Origin of the sequence: Sanguibacter sp. HDW7 (genome assembly GCF_011300875.1) — a bacterium.
Lineage (GTDB): Bacteria > Actinomycetota > Actinomycetes > Actinomycetales > Cellulomonadaceae > Flavimobilis.
This window is the reverse complement of sequence record NZ_CP049862.1, coordinates 3,208,047-3,229,338: the sequence shown is the minus strand read 5'-3', so window position 1 is coordinate 3,229,338 and position 21,292 is coordinate 3,208,047. Positions and strand designations below refer to the sequence as shown.

Here is a 21,292-nt window from a genome sequence, read left to right as displayed (position 1 = left end):
GACGGGTTGCTCCCATCCGATGGGGGGAACCCGTCAATCCGTGGGAGGCGGCGGGTCGGGTGGGGCAGGAGCGACGGGAAGGGGTCAGGACCAGGGCTGGCGGGCGACGGTGACGGGCCGGTCGGTCTCGACCGCCTCATCGATCGCGAGCGACACGGCGTGGTCGTGGCACGCCCGTGCGAGCGGGTAGGGCCCCGGCCCCTCGTCGCGCGCGAGGTCGGCCGCGCCGAGCATGAGGGTCGCGATCGCGATCTCCTCGTCCATGAAGCGCTTCCCGATGAACGGGTTGCTCCACAGCACCTCGCCGCCGAGCGACACGTGGTCGGTGTCGTACCCGTCGAGGTCGAGGTCGTAGCCGAGCTGACGGCGCCGCAGCGTCGTCGTCGTCACCTGCCGCGGGCCCGAGAGCCGCAGCACGTCGTCGTTCGAGATCTCGCCGTGCGTGCCGCGCACGAGGACGCGGCGCGAGCGGAGCTGGTTGTGCCACTGGTTGTCGGTGAAGTCGTAGAGGCCGTGGCGGCCGTCGAGGTCGAGCGTCGCGAGGACCGTGCCCGCGTCGTGCACCGAGTCGTCGTCGCTCCAGCCGTCGCGCGTGAGCGGCTGGACGATTCGCCCGCCGAAGCGGTGCGCACGGACGGTGACGGGGCCGTGGTCGTCGGCCGCGCCGAGCAGCCCGCGGATCATCGCGACGGCGTGGTACCCGTGCGTCGAGGACACGTGGACGGACTGCGGCTCGCCGACGAGCCCGCGCTCGACGACGGCGAGGCGCGCGGCGTGCATGGGCAGGGAGAGGTACTGCTCGGCGACGTGCACGCGGCCGGTCGCCCCGACCTCCTCCCACAAGGTGTGGAGGCCGTCGAGGTCCGGGGCGGGCGGGGTCTCGGCGAGGGCGACGCCACCCGCCCGGGCGACCTCAGCCGTCGCGACCGGCGTCACGGGCCACGGCGTCGACACGACGGTGACCTGCGGCGATGCTCCGGCGAGGAGGTCGGCGACGGTCGCGTAGCCCTGCGTCCCCCACGCAGTTGCGACGCGCTCGACGCTCTCCGGCCGACGGCTCGTCACGCCGACGAGCTCGAAGCTCTCGGGCAGTGCGCGGGCGAGGCGGGCGAAGAACTCGGCACGCCAGCCGGAGCCGACGATCGCGAGGCGGACGGGTGCGGGCACGGTGGTCTCCTTCGACGCGGGGTGTTCCCCGACGCTACGTCAGGACCCACGGCGCGCGGCCGTGCCTCGCCGACGTCGCCAGAGGCGCCGTCGCCCGCCGTCAAGCCGTCGGAGAGACGCGGAGGGTCAGAGGCCGCGGGGGCGGCCCTTGACCGCCATCGCCTCGCGGATGCGGGCGACGCGCGCACGGCGCTCCGTCCGCGCTGTGTACGCCGCGACCTCGCCGCGGCGTCGCGCCTGGTAGGCGATCTCGCGCTCGAGCTTCTGGAACGCGCCGAGGCGCGCGGCGTCGAGCGTGCCGTCGTCGATCGCGGCGTTGATCGAGCAGCCGGGCTCCGTGCGGTGCTCGCAGTCGGCGAAGCGGCATGTCGCGGCGAGCTCTACGACGTCGGCGAACGCAGCTTCGAGCCCGTCGGCGTCGCCCGTCATCGCGACCTCGCGGACGCCGGGCGTGTCGACGAGGCAGCCGAGGTCCTCGACGACGACGAGCTCCCGGTGCGTCGTGGTGTGACGGCCCCGCCCGTCGCCGCGAACGTCGCCCGTCGCGAGGACCTCGCGTCCGGCGAGCGCGTTGACGAGGCTCGACTTGCCCGCGCCCGACGGCCCGACCAGCACGAACGTGCGGCCCGGCCCGAGCAGGCGTCGGACGGCATCGAGGTTCTCGCCCGTGAGCGAGCTCGTCGCGACGACGTCGACGCCGAGCGCGACGGCGGCGACGTCGGGCACGAGGTCGCGCGTCGCGAGGTCGTTCTTCGTGAGGACGACGACGGGCGCGGCGCCGCTCGACCAGGCGAGCGTGAGCATACGCTCGACGCGGCGGACGTTCGGCTCGGGGTCGGCGGGCTCGACGACGATCACGGCGTCGACGTTCGCGGCGAGCACCTGCTCGTCGGACGTCGTGCCGGCGGCCTGCCGGGCGAGCGTCGTGCGGCGCGGCAGGACGCTCGCCCATGTCGCGCCGTCGGTCGCGACCCAGTCGCCGACGGCGAGCCCCGAGACGGGAACGGTGACGACGTCGTCGGCGAGCGCGACGCGCGCGGCGGTGCGTTCGGCGCGCACGACGCGGCCGGGCTGCGCGCCGCTGAGCGAGAGCGGGTCGGCGTCCCACGCGGTGGCGCGAGCGTCGTCCCAGCCGAGGTCTTCGAGCATGTGTCCTCCTGTGCGGGACCGGACGGCCCCGTCCCGTCGACCTTGTCGCGGCGTCGGGCATGAGGGCAACGCCTTTTCGCGCCGTCCCTGCGCGCCAACGCTTCATCGATAGCGGATCCGCACACAGGTGCAGTACGGATCGACTATCGAGCGCCCACCCCGCGCAGCGCCGGTGTTCCGATAGCCGATCCGGGCGCGTCAAGTGGCTCGATCGGCTATCGGAACGAGGAGGGGTGGGGTGGTTCGGGAGGGCGCGCGGTCGATAGCGGAGCAGTGCGAGGGAAGAGTGGAGTGGGCGCTGGTGAGAGGTTCGACGGGCCTTGGGTGTCTCGGTTGGTGACTCGGCGTCATCCGACTGGCGGACGGGTTGTGAATATGGTTAGTGTCACGTCACGTAAATGTTGTGAGGTGAGCCTTACCTGAGAAGATGGCTCCATCGCAGCGCACGCGCCCTGCATGCATCGACCGAGGAGAACCACATGATCCGCGTCCGACCCGCGCTCACCGCGCTCGTCGCCGCCACCGCGCTCGCGCTCACGGGCTGCGCCGCCGACACCGAGGCAGGCGCTCCCACGTCCGCCGGCGACGCGAAGACCGTGACGATCGAGGACAACACCGGTTCCAAGACGGTGAAGCTCCCGCTCACGTCCGTCGTCGCGACCGACAACCGCACGTTCGAGACCCTCGAGGCCTGGGGCGTCGAGCTCACCGCCGCGTCCCGCACGCTCATGCCGACGACGATCGGCTACAAGACGAACGACAAGATCATCGACCTGGGCAGCCACGGCGAGCCCGACCTCGAGGCCCTCGTCGCCGCCGAGCCTCAGCTCGTCGTCAACGGTCAGCGCTTCACGCAGCACGAGAAGGCCATCGCCGACCTCGCGCCCGGCGCGACGATCGTCAACCTCGACCCGCGCGACGGCCAGCCCTTCGACGCCGAGCTCAAGCGCCAGGTCACCGTCCTCGGCGAGATCTTCGGCAAGCAGGCCGAGGCGACGAAGCTCGCCGCCGACCTCGACGCCGCCGTCGCGCGCGTCAGGGCCGCGTACGACCCGTCGCAGAAGGTCATGGCCGTGACGACGTCGGGCGGCGAGATCGGCTACATCGCCCCTGAGGTCGGCCGCACGCTCGGCCCGCTCTTCGGCCTGCTCGGCCTCACGCCCGCGCTCGAGATCGAGGGTGCGTCCGACGACCACCAGGGCGACGACATCTCCGTCGAGGCGATCGCGCAGTCGAACCCCGAGTGGATCCTCGTCATGGACCGCGACGCGGCCGTCGCGGCGGACGACCCGGCGTACAAGCCGGCTGCGAACGTCCTCGCGGCCGCCGAGCCGCTCTCGAAGGTCTCGGCCGTGACGAAGAAGCAGCTCGTCTTCATGCCGACGGACACGTACACGAACGAGGGCATCCAGACGTACATCGAGTTCCTCGACACCCTCGCCGCCGCCTTCGAGGCAGCGGCCTGATCCCTCGGTGGCGCGTGGCCCTGCGGGCCGCCCGCCGCCCGGAGCAATGATGACGACGACGTCCCGCCCCGCGGGTACGCCCGACGCCGACGCGCAGACCGCGCGCCGGCGTCGCGGCGTGCCGTGGCTCCTCCTCGCCACGCTCGGTGTCGTCGGGCTGCTCGTCGCCTCGTTGTTCACGGGTCAGTACGACGTCGTGGGGGCCGACGACGGAGCGTGGATGTTCGCCGTGACGCGCGTGCCCCGCACGGTCGCGCTCGTCCTCGCCGGCGCGGCGATGGCGGTCTCGGGCCTCGTCATGCAGATGCTCACGCAGAACCGCTTCGTCGAGCCCACGACGACGGGCACGACCGAGTGGGCGGGCCTCGGCCTGCTCGCGGTGACGGTGCTCGCGCCGACGGCGTCGATCATGGCGCGCATGGGCGTCGCGATCGGCGCGTCGTTCATCGGCACGATGCTCTTCTTCCTCGTGCTGCGGCGGATCACGCTGACGAGCTCGCTCGTCGTGCCCGTCGTCGGCATCATGCTCGGCGCCGTCGTCGGCGCGGTCTCGAGCTACCTCGCGCTCGCGACGAACTCGCTGCAGTACGTCTCGGTGTGGTTCGCGGGCTCGTTCACGTCGGTGTTCCGCGGGCAGTACGAGCCGCTGTGGGTCGTGCTGCTCGTGCTCGTCGCGATCGTCGTCGCCGCGGACCGGTTCACTGTCGCGGGCCTCGGCCGGGACGTCGCGACGAACGTCGGCCTCAACCACGACCGGGTGGTCATGCTCGGCGCGGGGCTCGTCGCCGTCGCGACGGGGGTCGTCGCGGTCGTCGTCGGCAACCTGCCGTTCGTCGGCCTCGTCGTGCCGAACGTCGTCGCGCTGCGGCGCGGCGACGACCTGCGCTCGAACCTGCCGTGGGTCGTCGTCCTCGGCGTCGGGCTCGTCGCGGCGTGCGACCTCGTGGGGCGCGTCGTCATCGCGCCGTTCGAGGTACCCGTGTCGCTCGTCCTCGGCGTGGTCGGCTCGGTCGTCTTCATCACGATGCTCGTCCGCGGGAGGCGACGTGGCTGACACCCTTCTGGCCCCCGCGGAGGCCGCGTCGGCGCTGACGCCCGAGCGCCCGACGCCGCGCCGCTCGGGTGCGTTCGCGACGCCGCGCGACGCCCGACGCTACGCGCTGCTCGTCGTCGGCCTCGTCCTCGTGGCCCTCGGCCTCGTCGCCGCCTACCTGCTGCTCGACAACCCGGGCCGCCCCGGCAGCGCGGGCTACTGGCTCGTCGCGCAGCGGCGTGCGACGAGCATCGTCGTCATCGCCGTCGTCGCGTTCTGCCAGGGCCTCGCGACCGTCGCGTTCCAGACGGTGACGGGCAACCGCATCGTCACGCCCGCGATCCTCGGCTTCGAGGCCCTCTACGTCACGGTGCAGACCGCGGGCGTCTACTTCCTCGGCGTCGCGGGCCTCACCGCGCTGAGCGGCGTCCCGCAGCTGCTCCTGCAGATCGGCGTCATGGTTGCGCTCGCGGTCGCGCTCTTCGGCTGGCTGCTCTCGGGACGCTTCGCGAACCTCCACGTCATGCTGCTCGTCGGTGTGGTCCTCGGCACCGGGCTGCGGTCCGTGTCGAGCTTCATGCAGCGGCTCCTCACGCCGTCGGAGTTCGACGTCCTCACCGCCCGCATGTTCGGCTCGGTGTCGAACGCGGACGCGTCCTACCTGCCCGTCGTCATCCCGCTCGCGGGGCTCGCGGGAGGCGCGCTCCTGTGGCGCTCGCGGCGCCTCGACGTGCTCTCGCTCGGCGCGTCGGCCGCGACGGGCCTCGGCGTCGAGCACCGTCGCGAGACGCGGATCGTCCTCACGCTCGTCGCCGTGCTGGTCGCCGTGTCGACCGCGCTCGTCGGGCCCATGACGTTCCTCGGCTTCCTCGCGGCGACGATCGCGTACCAGGTGTCCGGCACGTTCAGCCACCGGCACGTCCTGCCCGTCGCCGTCCTCACGGCATTCGTCGTCCTCGCGGGCGCGTACGTCACGCTCAAGCACGTCTTCTACGCGCAGGGCATGGTGTCGATCATCGTCGAGCTCGTCGGCGGCACCGTGTTCCTCGTCGTTCTGCTGCGGAAGGGCCGCCTGTGATCACCCTCGAGAACGTCCGCAAGGACTACGCGTCCGACGTGCGCATCGGGCCGCTCGACGTCGAGCTGCCCGCAGGCGGCGTCACGGCGCTCGTCGGCCCCAACGGCGCCGGCAAGTCGACGCTGCTCACGATGGTCGGGCGGCTGCTCGGCCTCGACGCCGGCACCGTGACGATCGGCGGGCACGACATCACGCGCACCTCGTCGAAGGAGCTCGCACGCGTCGTCTCCGTGCTGCGCCAGGAGAACCACTTCGTCACGCGCCTCACCGTGCGCCAGCTCGTGGGCCTGGGGCGCTTCCCGCACTCGAAGGGGAGGCTGACCGTCGACGACGAGAGGCACGTCTCCGAGGCGATCGACTTCCTCGGCCTGCGCGACCTCGAGGGCCGGCACCTCGACGAGCTCTCCGGCGGGCAGCGACAGCGCGCCTACGTCGCGATGGTGCTCGCGCAGGACACGCCGTACGTGCTGCTCGACGAGCCGCTCAACAACCTCGACATGCGCCACGCGGTCGCGATGATGCAGCACCTGCGGCGCGCGGCGGACACGCTCGGTCGCACCGTCGTCGTCGTCCTGCACGACGTGAACTTCGCGGCCCGCTACGCGGACCACGTCGTCGCGATGAAGGACGGCCTCGTCGTCGAGCAGGGCAGCCCGGCGGAGATCATGCGGGACGACGTGCTCTCGCGGATCTTCGACACCCCGGTGACGGTCGTCGACGGTCCGCACGGCCCGGTGGCCTGCTACTTCTGACGCTGCCGTCCTGCGTGACGGATCGCCCCGCCTCCCTGGTCGAACGGGGCGATCGCGCGATGCGCCGGGAGGGCGGTGGCCCTGCCCCGCGGTCCGCCGGGGGACAGACGGGCGCCCGGGCGCGCACCCCGCACACCCGAGCGCCCTGCCCTCCCCGCGCGACGGAGCGGATCAGGCGGTCGAGGGGTCCGGCGGCGCCGTGGCCGACGGCGATGCTTCCGACGCCGCCGCCTCCGACGGCGAGGGGACGCGCGTCGTCTCCGGCGCCACGAACCGCGTCGTGAGGGAGCCCAGGCCCGTGACGGTGATCGTCACGGCATCACCCGCGACGAGCGGGCGGTGCGTCGCGTGCACGCCGGGCAGCTTCTGCGGCGAGCCGGTCGCGATGACGTCACCCGGCTCGAGCGTCCACACGCTCGACAGGTGCGCGAGCAGGCGCGGCAGCGGGAAGACCCACGTCGACGTCGACTGCGACACCGTGACGAGGCCGTCGCGCTCGACCTCGACGAGCAGGTCGCCCGGGTCGCCGACCTCGTCGGGCGTGACGACGACGGGGCCGAGCTGGCCGAAGCCGTCGAAGTTCTTGCCGACGGCCCACTGGCTCGTGCGGCGCTGCCACTCGCGGTCGGTGATGTCGTTGAAGACGGCAAAGCCTCCGACGTAGGACATCGTGTCGGCCTCGGGCACGTCCTTCATACGACGGCCGACGACGACCGCGACCTCGCCCTCGTAGTCGACGTCGAGGCTCGCCCGCGGCACCTCGATGAGGTCGTCCGCGCCGCGCACGGTGTTCTGCGTCTTGACGAAGATGTCGGGGAACGTGGGGTCCGGGTCCGCGTCAGAGCCGCCGTCGGGGTTGTGCCAGCGGTAGTTGTAGCCGACGCACACGATCTTCGACGGACGAACGGGCGGGGCAAGACGCAGGTCGTCGACCAACGGCAGCGTCATCGCGTCGGAGGCCGCGATCTCGTCCGCGACGAGCGTCGCGAGCAGGGCGTTGCCGAGGACGTCGGTGACGGTCGTGCCGCCGGGCAGGACACCGTCGAGCGCGAGCGCACGCTCGCCGTCGGGCGACGGGAGGATGGCCGCGGGGATCTCGCCCGCGGCCGTGACGACGGTCGCGAGCCTCACCAGTACCTCACCCAGCCCTGGCGCGTGTAGCGGACGAGAGCCTCGAGGTAGAAGTAGTCGCCCCACAGGCAGCCCTCGTCGACGCCGATGGACTTGGGTGCGTCGTACACGGAGTGCAGCAGCAGCGCGTCGGAGCCGATGCCCTCGGCCGCGGGCGTGCAGCGCTCGACGAGCGTACGCAGCAGCCGCTCGCCGGCGGCGAGGTACGCGGCTGCGCGCGCCTCGTCGGTCTCGATCGCCGCGAGCTCCTGGAGCCCGCACGCCGCGATCGCGGCCGACGACGCGTCACGGGGCGCGTCCGAGCCGTCCGTGTAGACAAGGTCCCAGTACGGCACGCCGTCCGAGGGCAGGTGCGCGAGGAAGTAGTCCGCGCAGCGACGGGACGCGTCGAGGAGCTCGGGGTTCTGGGTCGTCTGGAAGTTCACAGCAAAGCCGTAGATGCCCCACGCCTGCCCGCGTGCCCAGCACGAGTCGTCGAAGGCGCCCTGCTCCGTGCCGCCGCGCAGGGGTTCGCCCGTGACGGGGTCCCAGTAGAACGTGTGGAACGTCGAGTCGTCGGCGCGCACGATGTGCCGTGCGAGCTGTTCGGAGTGCCGGCGCACGGCGTCCGCGTAGCGCTCGTCGCCCGTCTGCTCGTGCGCCCACGTGAGGAGGGGCGTGTTCATGAGCGAGTCGATGATCGTGCGGCCGCGCTGCTCAGGGTCGGAGAGGTCGCCCCACGCCTGGATGATGCCGGCCGGTTCGAGGAAGCGGAGCATGAGGTGGTCCGCCGCGGCGAGGGCCGCGGTGCGTGCCTCCTCGGAGCCGGTGAGCCGCCACGGCGCGACGCACGCGAGCGTGTAGAGGAAGCCGAGGTCGTGCGTGTGGAGGTCCTCGTCCTGCTCGACGCGCCGCACGAAGTCCGCGGCGTGGGCCTCGGCGGCCGTGCGGAACACGTCGTCACCCGTGAGCTCCCAGGCGAGCCACTGCGTGCCCGGCCAGAAGCTTGTCGTCCAGCCGCGGTTGGCGCCCTCGGCGAAGCCGGGGGCCGCGGGCCGCGGTCGGTACCAGCCGTCGGTCGTCGTGTCGTCCGGGTACGTGGCTCCGAACCGGGCGATGTTGGCGCGGACGGTTGCGACGGCGGCGTCGACCGCGGAGTCGAGCCCCGTCACGGACGTGGTGGCGAGCGTCATGGGAACTTCCTTCTCGGAGCGCGCCGAAGCGCTCCGACCTGTTGAGGGTGGATCAGCGGCGGGTGGCCGCGGCCGTGAGCGACGAGTGCAGCGCGTAGCGCGCACCGCCCCACGCGGCATAGAGGAGCGGTGCCGCCAGCGCGCCGAGCGCGAGGGCGGGGTGGAGCGTGAACGCGGCGGCGAGCATCATCACGACGACGAGCGACGGCGCGGTGAGGAACAGGCGGCGTACGGCGGTCCACAGCGAGACCTTGAGGATCGTCCTCAGCCGCACGTCGGTGTGGTCCGGGAGCGCGACCGCCGCGACGAGACCCGTCGCGACCGCGACCAGCGTGAGCACGGCGAGCAGCGGGATCGTCACGGCCCCGACCGTCGTGCCGAGCAGCACGACGATGTCGACGACGAGGACGGTGACGGTCCCGGCGACGAGCGCGCCGAGGGCGAGAGAGCGGCCCAGGGTGCGGCGGTAGGCGCTGAGGAACGTCCGCACGGGACCGTGGCGCGGCCCCGTGCCGATGGTCCCGAAGACCCCGAACGACGCGGTGAGCGCCGGGGCGGCGAGGACCGCCGCGACGACGAGCGCGGGCCACGACGATCGCGGGTCGGTCGTGAGGAGCAGCACGACGAACGGCAGCGAGCCGACCGTCAGGAGGAGGTTCGTCGCGAGCGCGGCCCACACGGTGTCGGCGACGAGCTCGAAGCCCTCCTGGGTGAAGATCGTGCGGTGTGCGCGCGCCGGCGCGACGGACTGAGCCATCAGCCCTTCACCCCCGTGGAGGCGATGCCCTCGACGAAGTACCGCTGGCCGAGGAGGAAGATCACGGCGATCGGCAGGACCGACAGGACCGAGCCGGTCATGATGAGCGCGTGCTCGGCGTTGTACTGGCTGATGAACGTCTTGAGACCGATCTGGATGGTCCACAGGTCGCGGTCCCGCAGGTAGATGAGCGGGCCGAGGTAGTCGTTCCACGTGTTGACGAACGTGATGAGCGACAGGGACGCGATGGCCGGCACGCACAGCGGCATCATGATGCGCCGCCAGATGCCGTACTCGCTGAGACCGTCGATGCGGGCGGCCTCGCTGAGCTCCTCGGGCACGGACTCGAAGTACTGCTTCATGAGGAAGACGCCGAACGCGCCGAAGGCCTGCAGGGCGATGATCGCCCAGAGGGTGTTCGACAGGCCCATCTTCGAGAGCATGATGAACTGCGGGATCATGTAGGCCTGCCACGGCACCGCGATCGTGCCGATGTAGACGAGGAAGAGCACGTCGCGCCCGGGGAAACGGATGCGGGAGAAGCCGTAGGCGGCGAACGATCCCGTGAGCACCTGGAGGAACGTCACCGTGACGGAGAGGATGAGCGTGTTCTTCAGCCACGTCGACATGTCTGACTTCTGCCAGATGTCGAGGTAGTTCTGCCAGACGAACGGGTCCGGGATCCACTGGATCGGGATCGTGAAGACCTGGTTGTTCGACTTGAGCGAGGAGATGATCATCCACGCGAACGGCAGGAGGATCGCGGCGGACGCGATGATCATCACGGCGTAGCCGAGGACCCGGCCGACGGGCGCGAGGGGGCTCCGTCGACGGTCGGCGACGGGCGGCTCCTCGATGCGGGGCGTGGGTGGGGTGAGGGTCGCAGCCATCAGGACTCCCTCCTCTTGTTGACGAGGAACTGGAAGATCGTCACGGCGATGCAGATGAGGAACAGGACGACGGCGACGGAGGACGCGTAGCCGAACTGGTTCTCGACGAAGCCCTTGTTGAAGATGTACTGGCTGAGCACGAGGGTCGACTGGCCGGGGCCGCCGTTCGTCATGACGAGGACGAGGTCGAGCACCTTGAAGCTGGCGATCGTCAGCATGACGGTGACGAAGAACGTGGTGGGGCGCAGGCACGGCAGCGTGACGTTGGTGAAGCGCTGCCAGGCGCTCGCGCCATCGAGGCGCGCGGCCTCGTACAGCTGGGTGGGGACGGTCTGGAGGCCCGCGAGGAAGAGCAGCATGTAGTAGCCCATCTCGCGCCAGACGCTCACGAGGATGATCGCGGGCATGGCCCACGTCGAGCTCGTCGTCCAGCCCGGGCCGTCGATGCCGAACCAGCCGAGGATCTGGTTGACGGGTCCCGTGTCCGGGCTGAGGAGCATGTTCCACACGACGGCGATCGCGACGACCGACGTGATGTACGGGAAGAACGCGACCGTGCGGAAGAACGCGACGCCCTTGAGCTTGCGGTTGAGCAGGAGCGCGAGGCCGAGGCTCGCCCCGAGGGTCAGCGGGATGTGGACGACCGCGTAGTAGAGGGTGTTCGTCAGCGCCTTGTGGAAGCTGCGGTCCTGGAGCAGGCGCTCGAAGTTGTCGAGGCCGACCCAGTTCGCGGCGCCGAAGACGTTCCAGCTCGTCATCGACATGTAGAAGAGGATGACGACCGGCACGAGCGTGAGGACGGCGAACCCGATGAAGTTCGGGAGGATGAAGCTCCAGCCGACGAGCGTCGACCGCAGCGTGAGGCTCAGGGAGCGCCTGCGGCGGAGCGGCGCTGGGGGTTCGCCGGCTCGCCGGTCGTCGTCGACGACGAGGGTGGACATGGGGTCTCCTTCGGGAGGTGCCCCGGGGGCGCCGCGGACGGCGCCCCCGGAGCGGGATGTCAGAAGCTGGCCTCGGACTTCGCGCGCGCAGCGGCCTCGGCGAGGCCGTCGTCGACGCTCACGGAGCCGGAGAGCACCGCCGTGTGGAAGTCGTTGAGGATGTTCTGGAGGATCGCGGTCGTCGGGAGGACCGGGTTCTCCGGGCGGGTGTCGTGCGTCTGCCACGCGAACTTCGAGAGGTCGTCCGTCGGGATGCCCTCGAGGCCGAAGTACGTGTCGGTGACCGCGTCGGACAGGAGCGCCGGCGTGATGCCGATCTTGGCGAGCGCCTGCGCGCCGCCCTCGCCCGCGGCGAACGCGAGGAACTTCTTGGCCGCGTCGACCTTGCCCTTGTCGATGCCCGGGTTGATACCGAGACCCGTCGGGTCGGCGAACGTCACGGGCGTCGCGGACGTGCCGGCGGTCGAGGCGTCGAGCTGCGGGGCGGGAGCGATGCCCCACTCGAAGTCCTCGGCCTCGCCGTTCGCCTGCTGCTGGAGCAGCGTCGCGATGTACCACGAGCCCATGGGGAGCATCGCAGCCTGCTGCGTGCCGAACTGCGCCTGGTACGTGAGCGAGTTCGTCGTCACGGTGCCGAGCGGGACCTGGGCGCCCGCGTCCTGGAGGTCGAGGACCCGCTCGTAGTACGGCTTGAGGTAGGAGAAGTCGCCGCTCGCGAGGTCGGCGCCGGCCGTCTGCGCGAGGGCGAAGCCCTGGACGGTCGACTGCCAGGAGTGCTGGTACGTGCCGAGGGCCTTCGAGCCCGCGCCCTTGAGGCCGGTCGTGACGGCCTTGGCAGCGTTCGCGTAGTCGTCCCACGTCCACGAGCCGTCGGGCAGGGCGACGCCAGCCTTGTTGAAGAGGTCCTTGTTGTAGTACAGGACCCACGAGTCCTGGCGGTAGGGCACCGCGTAGGACTTGCCGTCGACCGTGTACGCATCCTTGCCGCCCGTCGCGGCGTCGAGCGCGTTCGTCACGTCGCTCACGTCGAGGAGCTGCTGACCGGACTGGTACGTGTAGAACATCTTGAGGTTCTTCTGCACGAAGATGTCAGGCGCGGTGCCGGCCGCGAGGTCCGCGGTCATCTGCGTGTCGTAGTTCGTCGCGTCGTACTCCTTGAGCTCGACCGTGACGTTCGGGTTCTGCGCGGTGAACGCGTCGGCGATCGTCTTGAACTCGGGGGTCGAGGCGAGGCTCCAGCCGGCGAGGGACAGCGTGACCTTCCCGTCGCCGCCGCTCGTGCTGCCTGCGGTGTCGCCGTCGCTCCCGCCGCAGGCGGTGAGGGTGAGCGCGATCGCGGCGGTTGCCGCGATCACCATGGGGGTCCTGCGCTTCATCCGTGCTCTCCTTTGAGGTCGGTGGCCCCGGGTGGGGCCAGCCGTGCGCCCGGGATGGGCGTCCGGCGTCGTCAGGGCAGGTCGGTCGACGTGCGTGCGCCGTCCGGCCAGGTCACGCGTGCGCGGCCCGGGGTCGACAGGTCGACCTGCGGGTGCACGGAGGCGGGTGCCTCGCCGCGCGTGAGCGTGAGGATCGTGGTGGTCCAGGAGCCGACGACGACGTCGTGCTCGGACCAGGGTGCGTGGCCCGTGGGGCCGAGCGGGCTCGCGTCGTGCCGGGTCGCGGAGCCGGTGCGGGTGCTGCCGTCGAGGGGGACGATGGTGGAGGTGAGGCCGTCGCCGTCGACGAGCGGCCACCCGCCGATGCGGAGAGTCAGGGCCGCGGCATCGACTCCCTCGGCGAGGGCGTCGACGCGGACGAGCCTGATCTCCCAGGGGCCGCGGACGAGCGAGACGGTCGTGAGGGTCCCGAGCGAGCTCGCCTCGCCGCGGAGCCCCGAGGCGTGGTCGCGCTCGGGCGTGCCGGGCGTGAGGAGATGGGCGTCGGCGACGGAGGCCGCGACGCCGACAGGCACGGGGCCGTCGTCGACGCGGACGTCAAGGGTGCGCCAGCCGGCACGGTGGGTGCTGCGGCCGTCGGCGGTGACGAGGCAGACGGACTGCTCGAGGGGGTCGACCTTGCTCGCGGCGTCGGTCCACGACGCGGTGGCGGTCGAGTAGCCGAGGCGCGCGTACAGGGGCGCGTCGCCGACGGCGTCGCCCTCGTGGGCGTGGTCGGTGCCGTGGTTGACGGTGCGGACGATGCCGTCGGCGTGGGTCGCGGAGATCAGCCAGCCGGGGGCCCGGACGGCGCGCAGGACGTCGCCGCGCTCGACGGGCAGGGGCTCCTCGGTCGCGGTCCAGGCGGGGTGGTCCTGCGGGAGCGCGAGGCCGAGGAAGCCCTTGGACGCCCAGTAGGGGGAGCCGGGGCCGGTGTACGCCTGGGAGATGGGCAGCCACTCGTGGTGCCAGCCCTGGGTGAGAAGGCCGTGGGCGTCGGGGGCGCCGTGCTCGACGAAGTGGCGGGTGATGCCCGACGCGGCGCGGCGCAGGAGGCCCGGCGAGTGCGACGGGACCTCGGCGAGCGCGCCCACCCAGAAGGGGGCGGCGGCGGCGAAGCGGTAGGTGAGCGAGCGGCCCTGGACGAGCGGTGAGCCGTCCGCCCCGACGAGCGCGAGCGCGTCGGTGAGGAACCGGTCGAGCATCGCGGTGTCGCGCTCGCGGCGGGGTGCGGCGAGGTCGGCGGCGCCCTGCATGCGCGCCCAGAGGGTCGGGTACACGTGGAGCGCCCAGCCCGTGTAGTGGTCGTAGGCGCGTTCGTCGCCGTCCGCGAGCCAGCCGTCGGCGCGGACGAACGTGTCGTGGGTCGCGAGGTCGTCGGCCATCTCGTCGAGGGAGTGGGGACCTCCGACGGAGCGGAGGAAGGTCTGGACGACGAGGCGGAACCACACCCAGTTGATGCGGGGGTAGGTGTCGTCGCCGACGGCGTCCGAGAGGTAGTCGACGAGGCGCTCCTGGACGGAGCTGTCGAGACGGTCCCAGATCCAGGGCCGGGTCATGTCGAGGACGAGTGCGATCGACGCGGCCTCGACCTTGGCCTGCGCGTGCTCGGACATGCGGAGCCAGCGCTCGGGCGAGCCGGGGTCGGTGCCGGCGTCGAGCCCTGCGGCGTACCAGCCGGCGAGGTCGTCGGGGTCGGCGCCGCGCTCGCCGGTGAGACGGAACCCGGCGAGGAGGAAGGTGCGTGCGAAGCCCTCGAGGCCGTCGACGTCGTGACCGTAGCCGCCGACGGGGCCGGGCAGGGAGATGCGGGCGTGACCGGCGGACGCGTGCGGACGGACCGACGTGAGCATGTGGTCCGCGAGGCCGGCCCAGCGGGCTCGGTCCCACCCGGTGAGCGGGCTCTCAGCCCGTGCGGTGGTGCCGGTCATGTCGCCTCCGTCCTCGCAGGTCTGCCGGTGGTCGTTCACCGGGTGCTCGGTGGTCATTCACCGAACAAGTTCGAAGATAGTTGTTCGCACATGCGCATTGTCAAGACTCGATAGTTCTTTTATGATCGTTTGTGATCGCAGACGATGGTCGTTAACGTGGCTCACGTCACGGCCACCAGCTGCGACCCGCACGACCCGACCCCGCCCTTCGACGACGACGGAGCGACACACGGTGACCACGACCTTCCACGGACCGCTCGCGGCGGCCCTCGACGCGCGCCTCCCCGCCGGCACCCGCGCGTCCGACCACCTCCTCGGTGCGGACGCGGCACTTCCCGTGCCGCCCGCGACCGACCGCACCGCGTGGGCCACGGTCGACGCGCCGACGCTCCGCGCGATCCTCACGCGCGCCGACGCCGAGCGCGACGACCCCTGGCACGTGCCCACCGCGACCCAGGCCGCCCGCTACCACGGCGACGGCGACCGGCTCGGCTACGAGGACCAGGTCGCCGGCCGCCAGCAACGTCTCGCCCGCGCCGCGACCGCCGCCGCAGCGACCGGCGACGCGGACCGGCTCGATGCCGTCGCCGATCTCGTGTGGCAGCTCTGCGAGCAGAGCTCGTGGTGCTGGCCCGCGCACGACGACGTGCGCGCCGCCCGCGGCTGGGTGCTCCCCGACCCCGACCGTCCCTACCTGGACCTCGGTGCGGGCGAGGTCGTCGGGCAGCTCGCCTGGACCGACCATCTCCTCGGCGTGGCGCTCGACGAGCGGTTCCCCGGCCTGCGGGCACGGATCCGTCGCGAGGCGCGCATCCGCGTCATCACACCGTTCCTCGACCGCCGTGACTGGCACTGGCTCGGCCTCGACGGGGACGTCCACAACTGGAACCCGTGGATCCACGGCAACGTCCTCGTCGCCGCCCTCCGCCTCCTCGACGACCCCGCGGACGCGGCGCTCCGCGCCCGGGTCGTCGAGCTGTGCGTCGAGGGGCTCGACCGCTACGTCGCCGTCCTGCCGGCCGACGGCGCGATCGACGAGGGCTACGAGTACTGGTGGAACGGCGCGTGCCGCGCGATCGAGGCCCTCGGCATCCTTGCGCACGCGACGGGCGGAGCAGCCGACGTCCTCGGTCCGGACGGCGTGCCGGCCCTGCGCGCGGCGCTCGGATTCCCGCACCGCATGCGCCTCGGCGACGGGTGGTACCTCAACGTCGCCGACGGGCGCGCACGCCCGCCGCGCGACATGGCGTGGCACGCGCTCCACCGTGCCGCCGCGCACGCAGGAGACGACGACGCCCGCCGGCACGCCGCGGCCCACCGCGAGCCCGGCACCCCCGTCGCGGACGTCGCCGCAGGGTTCGGGCGCCTGCTGCAGGCCCTCACCGACACCGCATGGCGCGACGCGCGCCCCGAGCGGGCGCCGCTCCCGGCCGACGTGTGGCTGCCGTCGGTCGAGATCCGCATCGTCCGGGAGCAGGCCGACGACCCCCGCGGGCTCGCGCTCGCCGTCAAGGGCGGCCACAACGCCGAGCACCACAACCACCTGGACGTCGGGTCGTTCGTCGTGACGTCCGACGGCGTGCCCGTCGTCGTCGACGTCGGCCGGCCCACGTACACGGCCGTGACCTTCTCGCCCCGCCGCTACACGCTGTGGCCCATGCAGAGCACGTGGCACAACGTGCCCCGGATCTCCGGCGCCGAGCAGGGCGTCGGCCGCACGTTCGCCGCGCGTGGCACGACGCGGCTGGACGACGGGCTCACGCTCGACCTCGCGCAGGCCTACCCGGTCGAGGGCCTCGAGCGCTGGGTCCGGACGGCGCGCCTGAGGCGCGACGGGGAAGGGGCGTACGTCGAGGTGACGGACGCGTGGCGCGCCGACGCGGACGTCTCCGGCGCCTGCGTGCATCTTGTCCTCGCCGGACGTGTCATGCTTCACGACGACGGCGCGACGATCGTTCCCGTCGCAGGCGCCCGCCCGCTCCGGCTGGGCTGGGACCGCGGCACGACCGTGCGCGTCGAGGAGCGAGCGCTCGACGACGAGATGCTCGCGCAGGTGTGGGGAACCAGGGTGACCCGGCTCGAGCTCGAGCCGGCAGGTAGGCAGGAGCTGCGCGTCGTCGCGCGCGTGCTCGACGACAGGGCCGGTGCTCACATGACCGGGAGCGAGGAGACGCTGTGAACGGGGGAGAGAGCATGGCGCGGGCGCCGCTCGCGGCCGAGCGCCGCGCTGCGCTGCTCGCGACGCTCGAGAGGGACGGGGTCGTGCGCGTCGCGGAGCTCACGGACGAGCTCGGCGTCACTCCCGTGACCGTCCGTCGTGACATCGTCCAGCTCGAGGCCGAGGGCCTGCTGCGCCGCGTGCACGGCGGTGCCGTGCCCGTGGCGCCGAGCGGCGCGTCCGGTGGTCGGGACGCGCAGCCCGAGGTCACCGGCTCGATCGGCGTCATGGTGCCGTCGCTCGACTACTACTGGCCGGGCGTGGTGCGCGGCATGGAGATCGAGGCGCGCAAGCACGGCCTGCGCGTCGTGCTGCGCGGCTCGTCCTACGACGCGCGGGACGAGCGGCCCATGCTCGAGCGGCTCGTGCGTGCCGAGAATCTCTTGGGTCTCGTCGCTGCGCCACGCATGATCGGACCGGGCTCGAGCGAGGTTGTCGAGTGGCTCGCGACGTCGGGCGTCCCGCACGTCCTCGTCGAGCGCGAGGCGACCCTCGCACCGCACCGTGAGGCCCTCGAGTCCGTCGTGTCGGACCATGCGCTCGGCGCGATCATGGCGGTCCATCATCTCGCGGGCCTCGGCCACCGGCGCGTCGGCCTCGTGCTGTCGCGGCAGTCGCCGACGTCGCGGAAGATCGCAGCCGGCTGGAAGGCCGCGTGCACCGAGCTCGGGCTCTCGGCCGACGAGCACTTCGAGCGCCTCGCGCCGGACAGCTCGCGGCCCGAGTACCCGCTCGTCGTCGAGGAGGTCGTGCGGACGGCCGTCTCGTCGGGCACGACGGCGCTGCTCGTGCACTCCGACCCGGACGCCTTCGCGATCGTCCAGCACGCGCAGGACCGCGGGCTGCGGGTCCCGGGTGACCTCTCGGTCGTCGCGTACGACGACGAGGTCGCGGGCATGTTCAGCCCTGCGCTCACGGCGGTGCGCCCGCCGCGCGAGTCGGTCGGGCACGAAGCCGTCGACCTGCTCGTCAAGCGGCTCGCGAACCCCGATCGGCCCGTGCACCGGACCTACATCAGTCCGCGCCTCGTCGTGCGCGACTCGACGGGCCCGGTCGCCGAAGGGGCCTGACGGCGCGGGGTACGGTCGTGGCGTGACGACGATCCTCACCCTCGGCGGCGGCGGCCACACGATGCCGCACGTCCACGGCCTTCCGTTCTCGCCGATCGACGAGCTTGCGCTCGAGCTCACGGGCAAGGACCGCCCTGCCGTCTGCTACGTCGGGACCGCCGGCGGCGACGAGCCGGGACCCGCGCTCCGCTTCCGCGAGGTCTTCGCGGACGTCGCCCGCCCGACGGTCCTCACGCTCTTCAACCGTGAGGAGCCCGACGCGTTCGGCACGGACGCCATCGGCCCGGGCGACCTCGAGCGGATCCTCGAGCAGGACCTCGTCTACGTCGGCGGGGGCTCGACCGCGAACCTTCTCGCCCTCTGGCGCCTCCACGGGCTCGACCTGCTGCTCGCCGAGGCGGCCGAGCGTGGGACGGTCCTCGTGGGCGTCTCGGCGGGCGGCAACTGCTGGTTCGAGGGGTCGAGCACGGGATCGTTCGGGCCGCTGCGGCCGCTCGGGGACGGGCTCGGCCTCCTGCCGGGCTCGAACTGCCCGCACTACGGCGGGGAGCCGGGCCGGCGCGAGGGCTTCGAGCAGGCGGTCGCGTCGGGCGTCCTGCCCGACGGCTACGGGGTCGACGACGGTGGGGCGCTGCTGTGGCGCGACGGGGTGCTCGTCGAGGCGGTGGCGGAGACGGCGTCGGCGGGCGTCGTCCGCGTGCGTCGGACTCCGGACGGCTCGGTGTCGGAGCCGGTCGCGGTCCGTCGTCTCGTCTGACGCCGGACGCACCGAGGGCCGGACGCGCCGAGGGCCGGCCGGGGACGCCCTCCACGGCGTCGTTCCCGACCGACCCTCAGCACCGCGTCACCGCGGTTCATCGGTCGTGACCGGACGATTACCTGTCCAGGACCCGTTCGGCCACGACCGAGGCCTTTGCTGCCCTCATGCAAGAAGTATGTCGACCTCGAAGGCGCGCTTCCACGGCAGGAACACCTGCTCGATGTGAAGCGCGTCACCTGGGAAGAGCATCTCATGCTCGCGCCGCAGCTCTGCGGTCACCCAGCTCTCCGCGTCCGCGACCTCGGCGTCGGGCAGCGGCATGTAGTCGCCGTGGAAGACGGCGTCCCACGCGCGCTTGCGCACGACCGACTGGTACGCGTGGTCGTCGAGCAGGCGACGCACCCGTGCGGGTCGCGCGAGCTCGCGCGCGGGCAGGCCGGTGCGGTCGGCGACGACGGCGGCGACGCCGAGCGCGACGGTCGATCCGAGGGCGTTGCCCGCGGTGTTCCAGCCGCCGTACGCGACGATCTCGTCGAGCAGCCCTGCGGCGCGCAGCCCCTCGACGAGCGTCGGGTCGGAGCCGTTCGCGTACCGGAGGTCGGCGACGGCGACCATGACGCCCGTCGCGACGTGCTCGGCGACGAGCGCGACGGTCGCGGCGGCCGCTGCGTCGTCGTCCTCTGGCAGGCCGGGGCCGCCCTGGTCGCCGCGCGCGGGGTCGGAGGTGTGGACGACGAGGACGAGGTCGGCGTCGTCGTCGACGACGCTCGCGCCGGCGGCCGCGATCTGGCGCGGGACGGACGTCGACAGCGGTGCGTTCTCGTAGGGCGGGATGCGCTCCATGCCCTCGGGGTCGGCCGTGACGTAGCGGACGCGCGGCGTGATGCCGGAGAGCATCGTCAGGGCGCGGCCGACGAGGACGGCGCCCGTCTCGTCGGCGCCCGGGTAGATCGGCACCTGCATCTCGGGGTCGAGCATGCCCCAGTAGGCGAGCCACGCCTGCTCGACCGAGCCCGCGGAGTAGCGGGCCGTGTCGTCGGCCGTGACGACGAGGTGGTCGAGGACGCCGTCGGCGCGCAGGTCGATCGACGAGAGGTTGACGATGTGGTTGCGCAGCCGGCGCCGCGCGAAGTCGCGCCGGACGTCGGCGGGGACGTCGGCGTCGGGGGAGCCCGTGCCGTCCTCCCACGCCTGGTGGGCCTCGCGGCCGAGGGCGTGCATGCGGCGGCCGTAGGTCGCCCAGTACTCGGGCTCCTCGATCGACGAGTCGTGGTCGGACGCGCGGGTGACGAGCGTGACGGCGAGGATCGGCAGCTCGGGCCGGGCGTTCTTGATCTCGCGGAGGACGTCGAGTCGGCGCAGGACCGTCGCGGTGTCCCCGTGGGTCGTGCGCGCGGGGATGAGGCCACCGTGGACGAGCATGTCGACGGAGACGACGAGCGCGCCGACCTCGGGGTCGGCGGCGCGCTCGCGCAGCCAGGCGGCGAGGGCGTCGGTGCTGGCTGCCTCGCGGTACGAGGCGCGCGCGCCCTCGGGCGGCAGCTCGAGGCGGTGGCCGGCGACGGCGGCGACGTCGGCGACGAGCCCGGTGTTGACGGGGCGTTCGTCGAGCGGGACGAGGACGATCGCGGGACGGGCGGTCATCGGGGGGGCTCCTGACGGGTGCGGCGGTGGATGGTGAGGCGGTAGTCGTAGCGGTCGCCGCGGTAGGTCGTCACGGCGTGCTCGACGACGCGGCCGCGGACGTCGTACGACGTCCGCGTGACATGGAGGGCGGCGGAGTGGTGCGGGGCCTCGAGGAGGTCGGCGGTGCGGGGGTCGAGGACGGTGGCGGCGACGGTCTGCTCGGCGCGGTCGACGTGGACGCCGCGGCGGGCGAGGGAGTCGTAGAGGGAGGCGTCGGGGACCTCGTCGAGGATCTCGGAGCCGAGCCAGCCGGGCAGCCAGACGTCCTCGTGGCAGACGGGTCGGCCGTCGGCGGTGCGGACGCGCTCGAGGTGGACGACGTCGGAGGCGGGCGGGACGTCGAGGGCGGGTCCGACGCGCGGACCTGCGGCGACGATCTCGCCGACGACGGTGCGCGAGCCGGGGACGACGCCGCGGGCGCGCATGTCCTCGGAGAAGGACGTGAGCTCGATGGTCTTGCTGATGCGGCGGTCGGCCGCGAAGGTCCCGGCGCCCTGGACGCGGTAGACGAGGCCGTCTGCCTCAAGGTTGGCGAGGGCCTGGCGGACGGTGGGGCGGGAGACGTCGAGCTCGCCGGCGAGCTCGCGCTCGGTGGGCAGCCGGGTGTGGGGGTCGGCGTCGGTGAGGAGGTGCTCGAGGTGGGCGCGGACCATGTCGGTCTTCGTGGCGCGTCGCG

Annotated in this window: 18 protein-coding genes; 7 read left to right on the top strand and 11 right to left on the bottom strand. The window is 72.5% G+C overall.

Going from position 1 to position 21,292, the window contains the following annotated elements; genetic code table 11:
• Positions 1-84: 84 nt before the first annotated feature.
• Both G7063_RS14535 and rsgA read right to left on the bottom strand, forming a co-directional pair.
• The gene (locus tag G7063_RS14535) at positions 85-1,167 is read right to left on the bottom strand and encodes a Gfo/Idh/MocA family protein (RefSeq protein ID WP_240916122.1); all 1,083 of its coding nucleotides are present in this window, start codon (positions 1,165-1,167) and stop codon (positions 85-87) included.
• A 126-nt stretch (positions 1,168-1,293) separates the two neighbouring features.
• Positions 1,294-2,316 carry a ribosome small subunit-dependent GTPase A gene (gene rsgA, locus G7063_RS14530; RefSeq protein ID WP_166415026.1) on the bottom strand — a complete coding sequence of 341 codons (1,023 nt, stop codon included), beginning with the start codon at positions 2,314-2,316 and terminating at the stop codon, positions 1,294-1,296.
• A gap of 479 nt (positions 2,317-2,795) precedes the next feature.
• On the opposite strand from rsgA, the gene G7063_RS14525 reads away from it, so the two are divergent.
• The 4 genes from G7063_RS14525 to G7063_RS14510 are packed head-to-tail and all read left to right on the top strand — an operon-like array spanning position 2,796 to position 6,645.
• Positions 2,796-3,782, top strand: coding sequence for an ABC transporter substrate-binding protein (locus tag G7063_RS14525; RefSeq protein WP_166415025.1), 987 nt, complete (start codon positions 2,796-2,798; stop codon positions 3,780-3,782).
• 46 nt (positions 3,783-3,828) lie between these two features.
• Positions 3,829-4,836: an iron chelate uptake ABC transporter family permease subunit gene (locus tag G7063_RS14520; RefSeq protein WP_370520719.1), complete on the top strand. Its 1,008-nt coding sequence runs from the start codon at positions 3,829-3,831 to the stop codon at positions 4,834-4,836.
• On the top strand, positions 4,829-5,893 hold the full coding sequence (locus tag G7063_RS14515; RefSeq protein ID WP_166415023.1) for an iron chelate uptake ABC transporter family permease subunit: 1,065 nt from the start codon (positions 4,829-4,831) through the stop codon (positions 5,891-5,893). The genes G7063_RS14520 and G7063_RS14515 overlap by 8 nt, the downstream gene beginning before the upstream one ends.
• A complete protein-coding gene (locus G7063_RS14510) occupies positions 5,890-6,645 on the top strand; it encodes an ABC transporter ATP-binding protein (protein WP_166415022.1) in 756 nt (251 codons plus the stop codon). The genes G7063_RS14515 and G7063_RS14510 overlap by 4 nt, the downstream gene beginning before the upstream one ends.
• A 171-nt stretch (positions 6,646-6,816) precedes the next feature.
• Here the strand turns inward: G7063_RS14510 and G7063_RS14505 are convergent, their stop codons facing one another.
• The 7 genes from G7063_RS14505 to G7063_RS14475 all read right to left on the bottom strand — a co-directional run bounded on the left by G7063_RS14505 (position 6,817) and on the right by G7063_RS14475 (position 14,882).
• Positions 6,817-7,776 (bottom strand): fumarylacetoacetate hydrolase family protein, encoded by a 960-nt coding sequence (locus tag G7063_RS14505; RefSeq protein ID WP_166415021.1) that lies wholly within the window; start codon positions 7,774-7,776, stop codon positions 6,817-6,819.
• Positions 7,773-8,948, bottom strand: a complete 1,176-nt coding sequence (locus G7063_RS14500; protein ID WP_166415020.1) for a glycoside hydrolase family 88 protein — start codon at positions 8,946-8,948, stop codon at positions 7,773-7,775. The genes G7063_RS14505 and G7063_RS14500 overlap by 4 nt, the downstream gene beginning before the upstream one ends.
• Before the next feature lie 52 nt (positions 8,949-9,000).
• Positions 9,001-9,705, bottom strand: a complete 705-nt coding sequence (locus G7063_RS14495) for a DUF624 domain-containing protein (RefSeq protein ID WP_166415019.1) — start codon at positions 9,703-9,705, stop codon at positions 9,001-9,003.
• Positions 9,705-10,595: a carbohydrate ABC transporter permease gene (locus tag G7063_RS14490; protein ID WP_166415018.1), complete on the bottom strand. Its 891-nt coding sequence runs from the start codon at positions 10,593-10,595 to the stop codon at positions 9,705-9,707. The genes G7063_RS14495 and G7063_RS14490 overlap by 1 nt, the downstream gene beginning before the upstream one ends.
• Complete coding sequence (locus tag G7063_RS14485) at positions 10,595-11,536, bottom strand: carbohydrate ABC transporter permease (protein WP_166415017.1); 942 nt, start codon at positions 11,534-11,536, stop codon at positions 10,595-10,597. The genes G7063_RS14490 and G7063_RS14485 overlap by 1 nt, the downstream gene beginning before the upstream one ends.
• A 59-nt stretch (positions 11,537-11,595) precedes the next feature.
• Positions 11,596-12,912 carry an ABC transporter substrate-binding protein gene (locus tag G7063_RS14480; RefSeq protein WP_166415016.1) on the bottom strand — a complete coding sequence of 439 codons (1,317 nt, stop codon included), beginning with the start codon at positions 12,910-12,912 and terminating at the stop codon, positions 11,596-11,598.
• A 71-nt stretch (positions 12,913-12,983) separates the two neighbouring features.
• The gene (locus G7063_RS14475; RefSeq protein ID WP_166415015.1) at positions 12,984-14,882 is read right to left on the bottom strand and encodes a DUF2264 domain-containing protein; all 1,899 of its coding nucleotides are present in this window, start codon (positions 14,880-14,882) and stop codon (positions 12,984-12,986) included.
• A 232-nt stretch (positions 14,883-15,114) separates the two neighbouring features.
• Between G7063_RS14475 and G7063_RS14470 the strand changes: the two genes are divergently transcribed.
• Genes G7063_RS14470 through G7063_RS14460 form a run of 3 tightly spaced genes read left to right on the top strand, consistent with a single transcriptional unit; the run spans position 15,115 to position 18,927 of the window.
• Positions 15,115-17,061, top strand: a complete 1,947-nt coding sequence (locus tag G7063_RS14470; RefSeq protein WP_206188166.1) for a heparinase II/III family protein — start codon at positions 15,115-15,117, stop codon at positions 17,059-17,061.
• A complete protein-coding gene (locus G7063_RS14465; protein WP_240916121.1) occupies positions 17,058-18,170 on the top strand; it encodes a substrate-binding domain-containing protein in 1,113 nt (370 codons plus the stop codon). Before G7063_RS14470 ends, G7063_RS14465 begins: the two co-directional genes overlap by 4 nt.
• A 22-nt stretch (positions 18,171-18,192) precedes the next feature.
• Positions 18,193-18,927 carry a peptidase E gene (locus G7063_RS14460; protein ID WP_240916120.1) on the top strand — a complete coding sequence of 245 codons (735 nt, stop codon included), beginning with the start codon at positions 18,193-18,195 and terminating at the stop codon, positions 18,925-18,927.
• Positions 18,928-19,092: 165 nt separating this feature from the next.
• Here the strand turns inward: G7063_RS14460 and G7063_RS14455 are convergent, their stop codons facing one another.
• Both G7063_RS14455 and G7063_RS14450 read right to left on the bottom strand, forming a co-directional pair.
• Positions 19,093-20,574 (bottom strand): DUF4127 family protein, encoded by a 1,482-nt coding sequence (locus G7063_RS14455; RefSeq protein ID WP_166415013.1) that lies wholly within the window; start codon positions 20,572-20,574, stop codon positions 19,093-19,095.
• Positions 20,571-21,269: a GntR family transcriptional regulator gene (locus G7063_RS14450; protein WP_166415012.1), complete on the bottom strand. Its 699-nt coding sequence runs from the start codon at positions 21,267-21,269 to the stop codon at positions 20,571-20,573. Before G7063_RS14450 ends, G7063_RS14455 begins: the two co-directional genes overlap by 4 nt.
• Positions 21,270-21,292: the final 23 nt, after the last annotated feature.

What these genes read in the sequence shown, in the direction of transcription:
- G7063_RS14490 (WP_166415018.1), bottom strand. Translation starts at nt 10,595, where the DNA reads ATGGCTGCGACCCTCACCCCACCCACGCCCCGCATCGAGGAGCCGCCC.
- G7063_RS14475 (WP_166415015.1), bottom strand. Translation starts at nt 14,882, where the DNA reads ATGACCGGCACCACCGCACGGGCTGAGAGCCCGCTCACCGGGTGGGAC.
- G7063_RS14480 (WP_166415016.1), bottom strand. Translation starts at nt 12,912, where the DNA reads ATGAAGCGCAGGACCCCCATGGTGATCGCGGCAACCGCCGCGATCGCG.
- G7063_RS14450 (WP_166415012.1), bottom strand. Translation starts at nt 21,269, where the DNA reads ATGGTCCGCGCCCACCTCGAGCACCTCCTCACCGACGCCGACCCCCAC.
- G7063_RS14520 (WP_370520719.1), top strand. Translation starts at nt 3,829, where the DNA reads ATGATGACGACGACGTCCCGCCCCGCGGGTACGCCCGACGCCGACGCG.
- G7063_RS14455 (WP_166415013.1), bottom strand. Translation starts at nt 20,574, where the DNA reads ATGACCGCCCGTCCCGCGATCGTCCTCGTCCCGCTCGACGAACGCCCC.
- G7063_RS14485 (WP_166415017.1), bottom strand. Translation starts at nt 11,536, where the DNA reads ATGTCCACCCTCGTCGTCGACGACGACCGGCGAGCCGGCGAACCCCCA.
- rsgA (WP_166415026.1), bottom strand. Translation starts at nt 2,316, where the DNA reads ATGCTCGAAGACCTCGGCTGGGACGACGCTCGCGCCACCGCGTGGGAC.
- G7063_RS14495 (WP_166415019.1), bottom strand. Translation starts at nt 9,705, where the DNA reads ATGGCTCAGTCCGTCGCGCCGGCGCGCGCACACCGCACGATCTTCACC.
- G7063_RS14500 (WP_166415020.1), bottom strand. Translation starts at nt 8,948, where the DNA reads ATGACGCTCGCCACCACGTCCGTGACGGGGCTCGACTCCGCGGTCGAC.
- G7063_RS14525 (WP_166415025.1), top strand. Translation starts at nt 2,796, where the DNA reads ATGATCCGCGTCCGACCCGCGCTCACCGCGCTCGTCGCCGCCACCGCG.